Annotated in this window: 16 protein-coding genes; 6 read left to right on the forward strand and 10 right to left on the reverse strand. The window is 56.1% G+C overall.

Features of this window, described 5'->3' with window-relative positions:
- The first annotated feature begins 154 nt into the window (after nt 1–154).
- Complete coding sequence (locus ACFPQ4_RS17190) at nt 155–862, forward strand: lysoplasmalogenase (protein WP_378113097.1); 708 nt, start codon at nt 155–157, stop codon at nt 860–862.
- Nucleotides 863–989: 127 nt separating this feature from the next.
- The gene (locus ACFPQ4_RS17195; RefSeq protein WP_378113098.1) at nt 990–1,505 is read left to right on the forward strand and encodes a DinB family protein; all 516 of its coding nucleotides are present in this window, start codon (nt 990–992) and stop codon (nt 1,503–1,505) included.
- A 152-nt stretch (nt 1,506–1,657) separates the two neighbouring features.
- Here the strand turns inward: ACFPQ4_RS17195 and ACFPQ4_RS17200 are convergent, their stop codons facing one another.
- The 4 genes from ACFPQ4_RS17200 to ACFPQ4_RS17215 are packed head-to-tail and all read right to left on the reverse strand — an operon-like array spanning nt 1,658 to nt 4,299.
- A complete protein-coding gene (locus tag ACFPQ4_RS17200; RefSeq protein WP_378113099.1) occupies nt 1,658–2,272 on the reverse strand; it encodes a flavin reductase family protein in 615 nt (204 codons plus the stop codon).
- Nucleotides 2,273–2,285: 13 nt separating this feature from the next.
- Nucleotides 2,286–2,897, reverse strand: coding sequence for an alpha/beta hydrolase (locus tag ACFPQ4_RS17205; RefSeq protein ID WP_378113100.1), 612 nt, complete (start codon nt 2,895–2,897; stop codon nt 2,286–2,288).
- Nucleotides 2,894–3,850 (reverse strand): ring-cleaving dioxygenase, encoded by a 957-nt coding sequence (locus ACFPQ4_RS17210; protein ID WP_378113101.1) that lies wholly within the window; start codon nt 3,848–3,850, stop codon nt 2,894–2,896. The genes ACFPQ4_RS17205 and ACFPQ4_RS17210 overlap by 4 nt, the downstream gene beginning before the upstream one ends.
- Nucleotides 3,847–4,299, reverse strand: coding sequence for a MarR family winged helix-turn-helix transcriptional regulator (locus ACFPQ4_RS17215; RefSeq protein ID WP_378113102.1), 453 nt, complete (start codon nt 4,297–4,299; stop codon nt 3,847–3,849). Before ACFPQ4_RS17215 ends, ACFPQ4_RS17210 begins: the two co-directional genes overlap by 4 nt.
- A 358-nt stretch (nt 4,300–4,657) precedes the next feature.
- Here ACFPQ4_RS17215 and ACFPQ4_RS17220 point away from each other — a divergent pair, with 358 nt between their 5' ends.
- On the forward strand, nt 4,658–5,683 hold the full coding sequence (locus tag ACFPQ4_RS17220; protein ID WP_378113103.1) for an LLM class flavin-dependent oxidoreductase: 1,026 nt from the start codon (nt 4,658–4,660) through the stop codon (nt 5,681–5,683).
- An 18-nt stretch (nt 5,684–5,701) separates the two neighbouring features.
- A complete protein-coding gene (gene pepT, locus ACFPQ4_RS17225) occupies nt 5,702–6,946 on the forward strand; it encodes a peptidase T (RefSeq protein ID WP_378113104.1) in 1,245 nt (414 codons plus the stop codon).
- Between the two features lie 55 nt (nt 6,947–7,001).
- Here the strand turns inward: pepT and ACFPQ4_RS17230 are convergent, their stop codons facing one another.
- Genes ACFPQ4_RS17230 through ACFPQ4_RS17240 form a run of 3 tightly spaced genes read right to left on the reverse strand, consistent with a single transcriptional unit; the run spans nt 7,002 to nt 8,864 of the window.
- Nucleotides 7,002–7,310 carry an MGMT family protein gene (locus tag ACFPQ4_RS17230; protein ID WP_378113105.1) on the reverse strand — a complete coding sequence of 103 codons (309 nt, stop codon included), beginning with the start codon at nt 7,308–7,310 and terminating at the stop codon, nt 7,002–7,004.
- A 43-nt stretch (nt 7,311–7,353) separates the two neighbouring features.
- Nucleotides 7,354–8,064 carry a DNA alkylation repair protein gene (locus ACFPQ4_RS17235; RefSeq protein WP_378113106.1) on the reverse strand — a complete coding sequence of 237 codons (711 nt, stop codon included), beginning with the start codon at nt 8,062–8,064 and terminating at the stop codon, nt 7,354–7,356.
- A 20-nt stretch (nt 8,065–8,084) separates the two neighbouring features.
- Complete coding sequence (locus ACFPQ4_RS17240) at nt 8,085–8,864, reverse strand: polysaccharide deacetylase family protein (protein ID WP_378113107.1); 780 nt, start codon at nt 8,862–8,864, stop codon at nt 8,085–8,087.
- Between the two features lie 142 nt (nt 8,865–9,006).
- Here ACFPQ4_RS17240 and ACFPQ4_RS17245 point away from each other — a divergent pair, with 142 nt between their 5' ends.
- Nucleotides 9,007–10,473, forward strand: coding sequence for a methyl-accepting chemotaxis protein (locus ACFPQ4_RS17245; protein ID WP_378113108.1), 1,467 nt, complete (start codon nt 9,007–9,009; stop codon nt 10,471–10,473).
- A gap of 57 nt (nt 10,474–10,530) precedes the next feature.
- Here the strand turns inward: ACFPQ4_RS17245 and ACFPQ4_RS17250 are convergent, their stop codons facing one another.
- Nucleotides 10,531–13,899 carry a DEAD/DEAH box helicase gene (locus tag ACFPQ4_RS17250; protein ID WP_378113109.1) on the reverse strand — a complete coding sequence of 1,123 codons (3,369 nt, stop codon included), beginning with the start codon at nt 13,897–13,899 and terminating at the stop codon, nt 10,531–10,533.
- Between the two features lie 20 nt (nt 13,900–13,919).
- Nucleotides 13,920–14,357: an Lrp/AsnC family transcriptional regulator gene (locus tag ACFPQ4_RS17255; protein ID WP_378113110.1), complete on the reverse strand. Its 438-nt coding sequence runs from the start codon at nt 14,355–14,357 to the stop codon at nt 13,920–13,922.
- 166 nt (nt 14,358–14,523) lie between these two features.
- Here ACFPQ4_RS17255 and ACFPQ4_RS17260 point away from each other — a divergent pair, with 166 nt between their 5' ends.
- Nucleotides 14,524–15,156 carry a YitT family protein gene (locus ACFPQ4_RS17260; RefSeq protein ID WP_378113111.1) on the forward strand — a complete coding sequence of 211 codons (633 nt, stop codon included), beginning with the start codon at nt 14,524–14,526 and terminating at the stop codon, nt 15,154–15,156.
- A gap of 63 nt (nt 15,157–15,219) precedes the next feature.
- Here the strand turns inward: ACFPQ4_RS17260 and ACFPQ4_RS17265 are convergent, their stop codons facing one another.
- A complete protein-coding gene (locus tag ACFPQ4_RS17265; protein ID WP_378113112.1) occupies nt 15,220–15,918 on the reverse strand; it encodes a CTP synthase C-terminal region-related (seleno)protein in 699 nt (232 codons plus the stop codon).
- Between the last annotated feature and the right edge of the window lie 11 nt (nt 15,919–15,929).

The following is a 15,929-nucleotide window of genomic DNA, read 5'->3' on the forward strand; positions in this document are numbered from 1 at the left end:
TCCAATCACAGAAAAGTACATGATTGCGCTTTCATAGGTGTGGTATCTTTATCATACTATGCGGCATTCCGCCCAGATAGAGCAGTCTTGCCTATAAAGTTAGCGATTTCTTTGTCTGATTTTGTTGTAAAATAGCATAAGGACGCGACTCAACATGGGGGACGATAAAGTGAAAAAGTTCGGACTGCCGGCGCTAATCGTTACGATGGGATTATTGTATATTTTCGCGATTCCTTCCGAGCCGGAAGCGGTAAAGATGTTGTTCAAGCTTATCCCGATGGGGCTAATGCTATTATATACGTACGAAGGGATCCGGCAGCAAAATCACAAAGAGCGTTCCCACTGGATCATTTTCGCCGGACTATTGTTCTGCATGCTGGGGGACGGGCTGCTCGGGTGGTTCGTAGTCGGGCTGTCGATGTTCCTCATCGGACACCTCTGTTATATGAACGCCTTTTTCCGTCATTGGCAGTATTCTCGGGTACGGGCGGCATCGATCGTTCCGATCGCGCTCTACGGAGCCTACTTCGGCTGGCAAATCGTTGACGCGCTGCTGCAGGATGGAGACAACGCATTGATCGCGCCGGTGCTCCTATACGTCACGGTCATCGGCGTTATGGCTTGGTCGGCGATCATGTCGGGCAACCGTCTGGCTATCGCAGGAAGCTTGCTGTTCCTCGCCTCGGATACGATCCTATCGTGGAACATGTTCGTGGCAGACGTTGCGCATTCGGGCATATGGATTATGACGACGTACTATGCGGCGCAGTTCCTTATCGCGAGCAGCGTGAGGTCGTTGAGGACGAAGCCGAAACTAACGATACACCGGGGCGCCAAGGGGCCGAAGTTGAAGTCCGTATAAGTAAGAACATCAAACAACTTAGTCCGGCACCCCCGGTCTAAGTCTAAGGTTGTTACTTTTCTCACTGGCATCGCAAGCCTCAATCCCTTAGAATTATCTGATAATACGTTGCGAGGAGTGGTTCCGTATGTCCAATCGACCATCGAACGAGGAGTACAGTCCGTTTGCCGAGAGTTACGTGAAGTTGGTGCCTGAGGGAGATATTCAACAGATTCTGAATGGGTCGTTAGCGGATACGACGGGGTTATTCTCTTCCCTCACGGAAGACCAGGCGGCGTACCGCTACGCGCCAGGCAAGTGGAGCCTCAAGCAAGTGCTCGGCCATATCGCGGATAACGAGCGGATCATGAGTTATCGGTTGCTTAGAATCGCCAGAGGAGATCAGACGCCTCTCGCCGGCTACGACGAAAATCAATTGATGAGCGGCGCTACGTTCGACGACCTCCCGCTTGCCGTCATAGTGGAAGACTACGCGGCCGCGCGCCGATCGACTCTCGCGTTGCTGCGAGGACTTTCCGAAGAAGCATGGACGAGAATCGGCATCGTTAACGACCGCAAGTCCAGCGCGAGAGCGTGGGCTTACATTATCGCCGGTCACGAGATTCACCACCTGAACGTCGTTAAAGAGAGATATTTGAGCTAATAGACGCCGATCCGTGACATCTAGCAAATACCTCATTGCGTGAAAATAACGGCCGTGACAGCCGTTACGTCACCGGACCAAAGCCACAAAGAGAAGTGCAAAGACGCCAAAAGCCATCCCACCCGGGATGGCTTTCTCATGCTTGCTTCACGTTAACTCGGCCGCACGATCTCGAACTGCTCGCCTAGCTTCGCGTACGTGTTGCCCGCCAGCCGGCTCACCGGCTTCAGCGCATCGGCGTCGATATACCCGTTATTGTACACCGCTTGGTCAAAGTGGTAGTGGACGACCCTCGCGATGAGCAGATCGGTCGAAGGATGCCCATCGTCCTTGCCTCCTAGCGGAATCACCTGCTCCAGCACGCACTCCATCCGGATGCGAGCTTCCGCGATACCCGGCACGGCGACTTTCTCGCTCGCTGCCAGCTTGAGTCCCGCTAACGTAACCTCGCTTTCGTCCGGCGGCAAGTTGGCCGCGGTCTCGTTAATCTGCGCGATGTAGGTCTCGTCGGAAATATGGATGACGAGCTGTCCCGTGGCGATCGCGTTGCGTGCCGTGTCCTTCTGCACGCCGTTCTTCCGCTGTACGGCGATCGAGAGCAGCGGCGGATTCGACGACACGATATTGAAGTAGCTGAACGGCGCCGCGTTGACAACACCGTCGGACGACAAGGTCGTCACGAAGGCAATCGGTCTTGGGATGACGCTTCCGATCAACAATTTATAGTTATCCCGGTCACTCAGGTTCGCCGGATCAATGGACTGCATGCTTTGCTCCTCCTTACGCCTTGAACATATGCGCGTACCAGACCGCAGCCGCGTCCGCCTCGGTGCCGGTTAACCGATGCCCTTGCCGCTCCCAATGGACGTCGACCTCCGAACCCGCTTCCCGCAGCAGTCCCGCCAATTCCTCCGTCTCGCTTGCCGCGCAAATCGGATCGTTCTCGCCCGCCGCGATGAATACCGGAATGCCGGTGAGATCCGGAAGCTGGAGTCCCCGTAGAGGAACCATCGGATGGTGAAGAATGGCGCCCTTCAGCGCGTCCGCATAGTGGAACAGCAAGCTTCCCGCGATATTGGCGCCGTTGGAGTACCCTACCGCCACGAGATTCCCCCGATCGAAGCCGTGCTCGGCCGCCGCCGAGTCTAAGAAGTCGTACAATTCCTTCGTCCGGAAGATGAGGTCCGCTTCATCGAATACACCCTCTGCGAGCCGCCGGAAAAACCGCGGCATGCCGTTCTCAAGCACGTTACCTCTCACGCTCAATAGCGACGATTCCTTGGAAATATGATGCCCTAACGGAAGCAAATCGTTCTCCGTTCCGCCCGTTCCGTGGAAGAGAACGAGCGTCGGCGCGTTCGGATTCGTACCTTGCACGAATTTATGCTTCATTGTTTATCCGCCTCCAATACGCGAACCTCGATCGGATCCAAACCCGCTACGATCGCTTCGCGGTGTTCTTCGAACCATGCAGGCAGCATCAGCTTCTCGCCCATCGTCTCCGCCGGCTCGTCGCGGGCGAATCCCGGAGGATCGGTCGCGATCTCGAACAATATGCCGCCCGGCTCGCGGAAGTAGATGGCGTTAAAGTACTGGCGGTCGATGACCGGCGTCGGATGATACCCGCTCGCTTCGACCCTGTTGCGATAGGCGACATGGTCGATGTCGTCTTTGGCTCGCCATGCGATATGATGCACGGTGCCGGAGCCTCCGACGCCCAATCCCGCGGACTCGAGCAAAATATCGATTTTGTCGCCGAGATTGCCTGTCGCTTTGTAACGTCTATACTGGCCGTCGTTCCGTTCGAGCTCGAATCCGAGCACTTTTTCCAATACTTGACCTGTCTTCTCAGGAGCCCCGCTGAATAGTACCGCTCCACCGAATCCTTTAATCGCTTTATCCGCCGGTACGCCGCCGAATGTCCATTGGCTCCGCTCGCCTTCCTCACGAGCGACGATCTCGGCCCGCAAACCGTCCGGATCTTCGAATTGCAAGTATTGTTCGCCGAATCGGGACGTTTGTTCGAAAGCGACACCGAACTTATTTAACCGTTCCTGCCAAAACGCGAATGCGTCCACCGGCACTACGTAAGTCGTAATGCCGACTTGCCCACTGCCTACGCGGCCGTGACGGGAGCCCTTCCAAGGGAAGAACGTGATGATCGTGCCCGGGCTTCCGCCTTCATTGCCGAAATACAAGTGGTACACTTCCGGCGCGTCGAAGTTGATCGTCTTTTTCACCAACCGAAGTCCCATGAATCCCGAATAAAAATCTACCGTCCGCTGCGCGTCCTGTACGAATGCGGTGACGTGGTGAATGCCTGCGGTACGTTGTTCCGTTGTCATTTGGACCACTCCTCTTGGGCGAATTTGCCCGCTTTTTTTAGTAGTGCGCTCATCGTTGCTTTCTCCTCCGGCGTCAACGCGCCCAATACGGTATCAATGACTTCCGCATGATTTGGGAAAGCTTGAGACATGAATTGTTTGCCTTGGTCGGTGATCTCGGCATAGATGAGCCTGCGATCTTCCGTCGATGCGTTCCGTCTTACGAGTTGCTTCTGCTCTAGCTTATCGATGACGTAAGTGATATTGCCGCTGCTCATCAGCACCTTGCCGCCGATCTGTTGAAGGGGCTGCGGACCTTTGTGGTGGAGCAACTCCAGCACTCCGAATTCGGTGCGATTAAGACCATATTGCTTAATATCGCGATCCGCGTGCGCATTAATCCACTGACTGGCTCGGTTAAGCGCGATGTATAGGTCAAGCGATGCTGCGTGATTATCTTTCAATGGCATCAGCTCCTTTGGTGGCGATCGGTGTTTGTTTGGCCTCGAGTTATCTTTATATTGAATATCTTAAATTAAAGATAAATGAAAACCACAGGAATGTCAACACCCGCTTTGGCGAAAATGTCGTTGAACGGGGCATCCTTATCTATGTTGCCGCCTACTCAAGTCTCCGATTCCACCGTCCGAGAAGAACCTTCCCGATCCAGATACCTCCGCGGACACAGATGTCGTTATTCAACGCATCAAATTACGCCCGTGGTGTCCGACATAGCAAACTTGCTATGCGGCACCCGATTGTTCGATAATAATGAATATAGGAAGTTGGATTCCTCATTATAGGCACTCAATCGGAGGTTGACTCATTTTGTCCGAACATACATCCAAGCGTCTAAGCGATACCCCGCTCTCTGTATTGGATCTCGCGCCGATCGTCACGGGCAGCACGGCGGCGGACGCCCTCCGCAACTCGCTCGATCTGGCGCAGCACGCCGAAGCATGGGGCTACAAGCGCTACTGGCTCGCCGAGCACCACAACATGCCGGGCATCGCGAGCTCCGCGACTTCGCTCGTCATCGGCCACGTCGCCGCCGGCACCAAATCCATCCGCGTCGGCTCCGGCGGCATTATGCTGCCTAACCACGCGCCGCTAGTCATCGCCGAGCAATTCGGCACGCTCGAATCGCTCTTCCCGGGGCGTATCGACCTCGGGCTCGGCCGCGCGCCCGGCTCCGACCAACCCGCCGCCCGCGCTTTGCGCCGCGGCCTCACGAGCGACGGACAGAACTTCCCCGAGCAGCTCGCCGAGCTGCGCGAATATTTCCATCCGTCGCAGGAGCCGAACTTCTCGCCGCCTATCGTTCGCGCGATTCCGGGCGAAGGACTCGACATCCCGATCTGGCTGCTCGGCTCCAGCGGATTCAGCGCCCAGCTCGCGTCTCAGCTCGGTTTGCCTTTTGCGTTCGCCAGCCACTTTGCCCCGGACTACTTACTGCCTGCGCTTGACGCTTACCGTAGCGAATTCCGCCCATCCGCAGCGCTGCAGAAGCCGCACGTCATGGTCGGCATGAACGCGATCGTCGCCGATACGGACGAAGAAGCCCATTATCTGGCCACATCGCTATACCAGACGTTCCTGAATATCGTCCGCGGTCGCACCGGTCAGCTTCTTCCGCCTGTCGCGTCGATGGACGGACTATGGAACGCGCAGGAACAATTTTATATTCGCAACATGCTTCGCTACTCGGCCATCGGAAGTCCCGAGACGGTTAAAGCCCGATTGGAGAACATCCTGGAAGAGACGCAAGCCGACGAATTGATCGTCGCCGCGCAAATTTTCGATCATCCGACGCGTTTGAAATCCTACCGACTACTAGCCGAGCTAGTCCAATAAACGGAGATGAAACCGCCCATGTCCACGCTACAAGACGAACTCATTCAAAGACTGACGACTTACGTTAAAGTCGATACCCAATCCGACGATAGCCAAGAGACGTGCCCGACTACGCCCGGTCAGCTCGTGCTGGGCCGCATGCTCGTCGAAGAGCTCAAAGCGATCGGCATGTCGGAAGTCACGATCGACGACAACGGTTACGTCATGGCAACGCTGCCCGCCAACACCGACAAAGCGGACGTTACGACGATCGGCTTCCTCGCGCACGTCGATACCGCGACCGATATGACCGGAGCGAACGTGAACCCGCAAATCGTCCGCGACTACGACGGCCAAGATATCGTTCTCAACGCAAGCCAGAATATCGTTCTCTCGCCGAAAGACTTTCCCGCGCTATCCGGTTACGTCGGGCATACGCTCATGACGACGGACGGCACGACGCTGCTCGGCGCGGATAACAAAGCCGGCATTGCCGAAATTATGACCGCCATGGCTTACCTGATCCGCAACCCGGATATCAAACACGGTAAAATCCGCGTCGCCTTCACTCCCGACGAAGAAATTGGTCGCGGGCCGCACCGCTTCGACGTCGCCGCCTTCGGTGCCAAGTACGCGTACACCGTCGACGGCGGTCCGCTCGGCGAGCTCGAATACGAAAGCTTCAATGCCGCCGCTGCCAAGATCACGATTCGCGGAAAAAACGTTCACCCCGGCACCGCCAAAGGCAAAATGATCAACGCCGCCAAAATCGGCATGGCGCTGAACGCCAAGCTGCCCGCCGCCGAAGCGCCGGAGCTGACAGAAGGCTACGAAGGCTTCTTCCACCTTATTTCGTTCAACGCCACCGTAGAGGAAGCGAAGCTTGCCTACATTATTCGCGACCATAACCGGGAGTTGTTCAACGCCCGCAAGGAGCTTATGACAGCGATCGTGGAAGAGCTGCAGCAACAATACGGCGCGGACCGCATCACCCTCGAGCTGAAGGATCAGTACTACAACATGCGCGAGAAAATCGAGCCCGTGCGCGAAGTCGTCGACATCGCCCATCAAGCGATGACGAGCCTCGGCATTACGCCGATCGTCAAGCCGATTCGCGGCGGTACCGACGGCTCGCAGCTGTCGTACATGGGCTTGCCGACGCCGAACATCTTTACCGGCGGTGAAAACTATCATGGCCGATACGAGTTCGCTTCCGTGGACAATATGGAGAAGTCCGTGCAAGTTATCGTCGAGATCGCCCGCCTGTTCGAGCAACAAGCCTAATGCAAGCAAAAGCCCGACCTTCCTGCCTACCAAGCAGCGAGAGTCGGGCTTTATTTTATTCCTGCGGCACGTAAAGATATCGCTCGAGCGGAACCCGTCCACCTTCGACGACAACGCCTTCTTGCTCCAAGTATAACTGCTGCATATAGCGCCCTTCCCCGTCCGGAATCGCGATCTCGCCCTTCGAGTTGATGACGCGATGCCACGGCAGCCCGTGCGATGCGCTCAGCGAATGCAATATTCTCACCACTTGCCTGGCGCCGCGCGGACTTCCCGCTTCCGCAGCGATTTGGCCGTATGTCATAACGTAACCTTCGGGAATCCCTTTAATAATGCCGAGTACCCGTTCCGTAAAAGGCTGCACCCGTCCGCCCCTCCTCCCCACATTCGGCAACTCTTCTCCAAGTCTAGCAAATACATGTCTTTTTCTTCTCGCCAAGCTTCCCCATCGATGCGACCTTCTCGATGTATTCGTCCGCGAGCGGCACCTTGCAGGCCGTCTGCCCCATATTCACGTGTACTTTGCCGATCTCTCGCGCGACGCGAACGGCTTCCTCGTGCAACGCCATGACGGAAGCGCCGACCATAATGACGAAAGCGTTCATCGTATAACGAACCCGGTTCCGCTCCTCGTGAATCTTACCCTCTACCCTTGTCAGCAAATCGCGAATCTCTTGCAAATCCAACGCATCGTCCGGCGTGATCGAGAGGTAATTCGCATAAGTGCTCCAACCGCACGCAGCGACCATTTCCTCCGGAGAGCGAATCCACTCCCTGGCGAGCTCTAGCGCGTATGGACTTTCCGCCGCGACGCCCGCCACCGTGTATTCGGCGAGCGAGTACCAATACGCCTCCTTCGCCCATGCTTGCAACGTCGACTTAGCGATCGTCTTCGGATTGACCGACAAGCCCGCCAAGTACATCGCGTCGCTGTTGCCCGTCTCGTAGAGCGAGAGCGCAAGCGCCTGGTCCTTCTTCACGTCTTTGACGAGCTTCTTAAGATCGCCGATCTTCACGCCGAACAACGGCTCCATCGCCCCGTGACGCAGGAACGTCATTTTCGTCTGCTCGGTTCCGAGCGCCTCAAGCTTGTCCATCACTTCAGCCAACGTTGTCATGATCGCTCTCCCTTCCACATTTATTTTCCAAGTAAATCCCGCCCTACCGGCGTCAATAACGGCCCCAATTCCGCGATAGGAATCTCGTATTCCACGTGGTCGCCGAGCGCATGCGGAACGCCAAGGCTGACGCCTAGCGAATCGTTCATTACATAGCTATACGCGTTCGCGATATTGTCCGTTCCAGGCAGATCCGCCGCGCGCAACGCGCCGATCCAATCTTCTTCCGCATAGCCATCGTTCAGATGCGTCCTGGCTGCTTGCTCCACGGATTCGGGATCGCCGTCCTTCGGCTTGGACGCTTTGAGCTTATTGACGAAATCGGCGTCGATGTCGATCAAGTCCGATAATCTCAACGGTTTGCCCGTCTTCAAATCCATGTTCGCCGTATAAAAGTGATTGTTCGGATATGCGGCACCCTCTACGTTACCCATCCCTTTGAAAATAACGCTAATCAGATGCTCGCGTCGCATTTCAGAACTTTGATCGATAGTCAGAGACAACTCCCCTTCGGACCCCTCGTAGTAACGGACCGCCTCCAGCGCTTTGTCTTTCAAGGCTTCGTTGATTTTATTCTGCTTGGCCGCGTCCGATAGGTTCGCAAGCTGCGGGTAAGCGATCGAAATTTTATCTTTCATGTACGTCTCGACGCGGATCGCCGGCTGTTCCTTCACGGGCTCGGACGCCATGCTTGGCGCCGCGGACGCGCTCGTCCGTGCGACATCGGAATGATTCCCGCAAGCGGATAATAGCATCGCGATCGATAGGATCATCATGCCGGATGCAACAAACTTGATCAAGATTGAACCCTCCTCGGACGAATGATTCGGTTTATCGACAAATCCAACCCTTTTTCTCACCTAAACACTCGGAATTGTTTGTTTTTACTCGAAAATTTATGGTACTATCTTCCTGTATAAAATGGAGAAAGGTGGGCTATTAATGGATGCTTTGGAAACTTTGCATCGCAGGAACAAGCTGCTCGTTAACATCATCTGGGGCATGCTCGTTCTTGGAATTATCGTAGATTCGCTTACCGGCGCTCCGGCTAGCTCGATCATCGTGTTACTCATCGTCGGCACGTTCGCGTGCGGCATTACAACCTATTTGTCAGTCAAAAGAATATGGCCTTCCTACATAATGTACATCATTTCTTCGATCGTCACCGTACTGACTTTGCTTCTCATCATGACCGGCCCGGTTATCACGACGTACTCCCTCGTGTATGTTAACTTGGCGATCATGACTTTATATTGCAGCGCCAGAGCGATCGCGTTCTCCGGCGGGCTCGGATTGCTCCTGACCGTCGTCTTGTTCTTGAGTTCTTACAACGACGAGTTGTTCGGCGACAACGATCCGTTCACGATGGTGCTGTACTTGCTCATGATCGCCGTCCCGCTCTATGCCTCGGCCAAGTTCAGCGAACGTCTGCAGAACGACGTCGTCTCTGAGCGGGAGCAAGCGATCTCGGAGAAAAACCGCGCGCATGCGATCGTCGAGAAAGTATCCGCTTCGCTATCCGTGCTGAACGAATTCAGCGAAAATTTGAAGTCGAACATTACGTCCACGGGCTCGATCTCCAAAGAGGTCACGGTAGCGTTCACCGAAATTACGGCGAGTATCGAGACGCAAACGTCGAGCATTACCGAAATTAGCGGTTCCGTCCAGCTTATCGAGCAAGAAGTCACTTCGCTGGCCGGTCGCTCCACGGAAATGCGGACGCTGTCCGAGAACTCTGTCGAGCATTCCCGCATCGGAAGCGAGCACGCGCTGCGGCTTGAACAACAGATGCGCCAGGTCAACACGGCGATCGATGCATCCGCCGCCCTCATGACTCAGTTGAACGAACAGAACTCGCGGATCGGAGACATCGTCGCTACGATTAAGCACATCTCTACCCAGACGAACTTGTTAGCGCTCAACGCGGCAATCGAAGCGGCCCGCGCCGGCGAGCACGGCAAAGGGTTCTCCGTCGTCTCCCACGAAATCCGCAAGCTGGCGGAGACGTCCCAGCAATCGACCGAGCAAATCGAGCGTATTCTCGGCACGATCCGTACGAAGACGTCGGAAGCGGCCGAGCAGATCGTGCAAGGTCAGCGGACCGTCGCGGTAAGCAGCCAAGCCGCCCATCAAGTCAGCGAAGCGATGCGTTCGATCGCGAGCGATTCGAGCCAAGTCGAGCGGCAATCCGCGCACGTCGATCGCTCCGCCGACGATTTGCAAAACCAATACACGAAGATGGCCGATCAGATCGTGACAATCGCGGGCATTACGGAGCAGAACATGGCGTCGATTCAAGAGATGTCCGCTAGCATGACAACGCAGGACGCGCGAATCCGGCAAATCGTGGACAGCTTCCTCCAATTGGACAAGCTGACCGCCGATCTGAAGCGCATGACACAAGAGTAACAAGGAAAGGCAACCAGGAGGGTCGGTAGACCTTCTCGGTTGCCTTTTTTAATTGAATCATCCCAGCTGCAAAATATCGCGGATTTCTTGCTCGGACAACGTCGAAAGCGCCTCTTGTCCCGGCTGGATCACTTCGTCGACGAGCTGCTTCTTCCGTTGCTGCAGCGCGTGCATTTTCTCCTCCACCGTGTCGCGGGTAACCAGCTTGATCACTTGCACGACGTTCTTCTGCCCGATGCGGTGCGCACGGTCCGCGGCTTGCTGCTCGACCGCCGGATTCCACCATAAGTCGTACAAAATGACCGTATCCGCGCCCGTCAAATTCAGCCCCGTACCTCCGGCTTTCAGCGAGATGAGGAACAATTCGCGCTCCCCGTTATTAAACCGGTTGCACAGCTCCACCCTCTCGGACGAAGGCGTGCTCCCGTCCAAGTAGAAATGCGGGACGCCTTGGTCGCTAAGCTCCTTGCCGATAATGCCGAGCATTTGCGTGAATTGGGAGAAGATGAGCGCGCGCTTGCCCGCGCCGCGGCATTCTTCCACGATCTCCATCAATTGATCGAACTTCGCCGACCCTCCGTCGTAATCTTGAACGAATAAGGCCGGATGGCAGCAGAGCTGGCGCAGCCTCGTGAGCCCCGCCAGAATCTCGATGCGGTGCTTCTGGAATCCGTCCGTGCTGAGATGCTTGAGCGTCTCCTTCTGCAGCTTCGCCAAGTAGGCCAGGTACAGCTTCTTCTGCTCCGGCAACAGGTCGGACGCCTGCAGCGTCTCGATTTTCTCCGGCAGCTCCGTCAGCACGTCCTTCTTCAGCCTGCGAAGCAAGAAAGGCTTAATGCGCTTCGCCACCGCGGCGCGCGACAGCTCGCCGAACGCCTTTTTCCCTTGGAACAGCTCCGGGAACACCGCATCGTAGATCGACCATAACTCCTCGATGCCGTTCTCGACCGGCGTACCGGTGAGCGCGAATCGGTGCTTCGCCTGGATTTCCTTCACCGCTTGTGCCGTCTGCGTCGCGTAGTTTTTGAAAGCTTGCGCTTCGTCGAGAATGAGCGTATGGAACGGCCGCCCGGCGTACTCTTCGACATCGCGCCGCAACAGCGGATAAGAAGTAATGATGACGTCGACTTCAGCGGTCTCTTGGAGCACGCCCGTTCGTTCGGACTTACTGCCGTCGGCGATGATCGCCCGGACGTCCGGCGCAAACTTGTTAAGCTCGCTGTGCCAGTTGTAGAGCAGGGATGCCGGACAGACGATGATCGCCGGGAGCCCTTGCGCTCGGATATCCGGAAGTACGGATACGAGATACGTGATACTCTGGAGCGTCTTTCCTAGCCCCATATCGTCCGCGAGAATGCCGCCGAATCGATAGTGGGCGAGCGTCTTCAGCCATTGATAGCCGAACTTCTGGTATTCGCGCAGCACGGGCGCGAGGCGCTCCGGCACTTGGAAATCGAGGTTGTCCGGATTTTTCAGGTTTTCGAGCAGCTGCCGGAACTTCTTCCCTAGCTTAACGGCATCGCCTGGCTGCTCGGCATCGAGCAAATGCAAGCCTCGAACCGCGGGCAGCTTGAAGGCGGCGCCGTCCAAATCGAGCTTGCGAACGCGAACGCCCATCTCGTCGATGAAGCTCCCGATCTCGCGGAATTCGCTTGTCTCTAGCGGAACTAGCGCGCCGCTCGACAGCCGGTGATATTTGCGTTTCTCTTCGAGAGAACGCAGCACCTCGCGAAGCTCCGCTTCGGGAAACCCGTCCAGCTCGAACCGACAATCCAGCCAATCCGTCCGTTCATCGAACTCTACGCGAATTCTCGGCGGAGCGTGCGAGACGTGAAGCCGCGCCTTGACCGCCGACGTCGCGTAAACCTGAAGCATTAGCTCCAACTGAGGAACGACGTTGTAGAGGAAGTCGTACTCCGCTTCTTCCTCGTCCATGAAATAGCCGCTCTCGGTTTTCAAGAACGGGCAGGAATCCATTAGCGCGAGAATGTGCCCTTCCTTCTCCAAGTCGCGGATGAGGATTCGGCCTTGCATCGGCCTTCGGCTATTGTCTTCGAGCGGATTGAGCGTCACGTCGTCGTACTGGAACTCCAGCCCTGCCAGCAATCTATCGCGCACGCGGTCCAGGTATAGCCGCGCTTTAAGCGGCGTTCGCACGATCCGCTCGGCTACCGAAGGAGCAACGTTAACTTCGCCTAGCTTCGCCAGTCCGGGGATAACCCGCTCCATGAACGGTTCCATCTGGGACTTCGGAATGCGTACCCGTTGCCTGCGGGACGAGTCGATCATCTGCTTCAGCTCGCCGAGCCGCCTGCTCTGTTCCGCGGGCAGCTTGATTAGCTTGCCGTCGTACAGGGCGACGCCGTACGCTTCCATCACCGTAATCGCGCCCAAGCCTTGCACGTCGAGCTGATAGTTCTCCTCGCCGTCCGCCCCCGCTTCCGCCTCGTCGAACGCAAACCGCAACGGCAACGGTTCATCGGAGACGCGGATCCCTTCGTACGTTTCTTCACCTAGCTCTAGCTGAACCGACGGCGCTGCCGACAATAACGGCAACAGCGGCTCCCACGAGGTAGGCGGCAAGAGCAGCATCCGGTCTCCGCTCATCCCGCTCGCGGAAGAGTTGAAGGCGTTGAGCGTCTCTCGGACCATTTTTTCGTTGCGATAGATTTGAATAAGCTGTCCGAGAATGGCGTCATTGTCGCGTCCGAAGGCGTGAAGATCCGGCTCGTAAGTGAAGTTCTTGGAGAACGCGTACGCTTCCCGCCGGTCGATGCGGTCCAGAAACTCTCTTATCTTCTGCACGATATAGAGTCGCTTCGGACCGACCTTCAGCTCGATGCCGAACATATATTTGCGAAAGCTATAAGGAAAAGGCTTAACGATGAAGCTTACGTCCAGCAGCGCGCGCGTCTCGATTACCGTCTGGGCCGCGCGAGGCCGCTGAGGCCGATCCTCCGCGCCGAACAAGCCGAGAATGCCGCTCATGAGCTGATGATCGGACTGCGATAAGCCGTCGGTCGGCCGCGCCCCGCCCGCCGCATAACGCGAAGCAAGCAGACTGACTTTCGCGGCCACACTTCCGCGGCTGTCCTGAAGCAGGCTCGGGGAGTAGGCGCGAACGGGTGCGCGACCCGCATGTTGAATATCGTGGATGTTCAGCAACACCGCGGCGATATGTTTGCAGTAGTTGTTGTAGTTAAGGAACGCGGGACATCCGCATTGCGCGCTTACGTCGCCGTTCGAATCGATTTCCACATTCACTTGGTAATCGAGATTGCCGTGGACGGTCGCGTCGAAGCGAGCGCCTTCCGCATCATAGGAACTAAAAGTCACTTTGCGGGAGCGGTGATACGCTTCCCCTCGCTCGTAAGCGAACGGGCCGCAGAGCAGCTTAATTACGCGCTGCGTCAATTGAAAGCTCATGAGGTCCATCCTTCCTTGCGTTAAGGCTTAGGTAACACGGTGCGATTAAGTATGGGAGAAGAGAGGATCACGGACGTATTCACGTTGCCGTAAGGCAGCAGCCGCTCGACGAGCCTGCTGAGATCGTCCATTCCCGTCACCGCGGCTTTGATCACGAAGCTGACCGTGCCCGTGACGCGGTGGCATTCCAAAATATCCTCGTCCTCCGCGATCTTGTGCTCGAATTCCTGCGGGGACACCTTCAGTTCGCTAAGCTGAATGATCAACTGGACGCCGCGACCGATCGCGGCGGGCGACACCCTCGCGTTGAACCCGAGAATAATGCCTCTCTCTTGCAGCCTCAGCAATCGCTCCGAAATGCTGGGACGGCTCAGCGCCAACCTTTTCGACAGCTCGCTCACGGTCATGCGCCCGTCTTCTTGCAGCAGCTTAAGGAGCGCGACGTCTATTTTATCCATCCCATCGGACCTCCCTTTCATTATGAAGGCGAATGACGCGATTTATGTTCAATGTTACCTAATCTAACTTCAATTTGATTCGCTTTATCATATATCGGCCGCGCAGAGCGCTTTATCATTAGTATATAGGATCTCAACCTAGAATGGCACGATGGAGGTATCGAATGTGGAACCTGCAATGAAGGCAATATGGCGCAAATGGCTTCATATTGTACTCGGATGCCTCGTTACGACTGCAGGCCTGCTCCTGCTGAAGCATTCGCATATCGTAACCGGAGGAACGGCCGGACTGTCCCTTAGCTTGTCTTATCTTTTCCAGACGAAGTTCTACTCCATGTTCCTGTTGCTCAACATTCCGTTTATACTGTTCTCCTACTATAGCATCGGTCCGGCTTTCGCCTTTCGCACGATCCTATCGATCTGCTTATTGACCGCCATGACGTCACTCGATCACATGCTACCAGAGTTCGTGTTGCCGACAGCCGTCGGATCGATTTTGGGCGGCGCTTTGATCGGCGTTGGCGTAAGCTCTTTATTCAAGCATGGAGCTTCCCTCGGCGGTGCCAACATTCTCGCCTTATTTTTGCAAAAGAAGTACGGATGGGATCCCGGACGCACGAACTTCGTCTTCGATTGTATCGTCGTGCTGTCCAGCTTAACGGCTATCTCGCTAGACAAAGGCTTTTTCTCCATCGTATCTATCGCGGCTACGTCGGCCGTCATCTCCTACTATAAGGGCAGATATCAGGGAGCGCGTTCCGTTCGGACGGCTCCTATACCGGCAACCGTTACGGCTTAATGGCGCTAATGCGCCAAAAAATGGCCGGGAACCCCTCATCGGGTGTTCCCGGCCATTTGCTGTTTACGAGCGAGAAGCAGCCTGAAGGAAAGCTTTTATTAGCGGATGAACGATGCTCCTAAACGCGGAGCGTTCCGGTTGGAACAGCGCGCCTACGAAGAAAGGATGCTCCGAATGCTCCATAATCCGCGTTTCCCCATCTGCGTCCACTCCGACTACGCGCATTCCGGCTTGCTCGAGAAGCGGCTCGAACTGCGGGTTCGGCCCGTAATTGCAGGTGCCGTATTGCTCTACGACTTCCTCCTGCCCATAGGCTGCCGCTACCTTGGAGCCCTTCGTTAGCTTGAATGTGTTCGTCACTTCGCTCACCGTGCACGTTAGCGGCGTCACCATAAGAATAGAAGCGTCCGGATTCATCTCGGCGTGGTCCGCTTCGGTTAACCCGAGCGCGTTCCTCGCGATTTCGATGATCATATGCTGGAAGCCCCCGCAAGTCCCTAGCATCGGAACCCGATGTTCCCGTGCGTAACGGATACCGTTAAGCGCGCCTGTCATACTCTCGTAAGGACTCGCCGGCACGACCCAGAGTGCATCGTATTCCGCCAGCTTTCGTTCATGGTCTACTTCTAGCGCAGGCGTCGCAATCCAATCGAAACGCACGGTCGACCGCAAATCCTCCGCGGCCAATTGAAGCGCCTGTGGAATGGCAATATGCGCTTTGACCTGTTCGTTATAATCGCCTATGAGTCCGATTCGCAGCATGGGGTAACCTT

Source organism: Cohnella yongneupensis (genome assembly GCF_042655785.1).
Lineage (GTDB): Bacteria > Bacillota > Bacilli > Paenibacillales > Paenibacillaceae > Cohnella > Cohnella yongneupensis.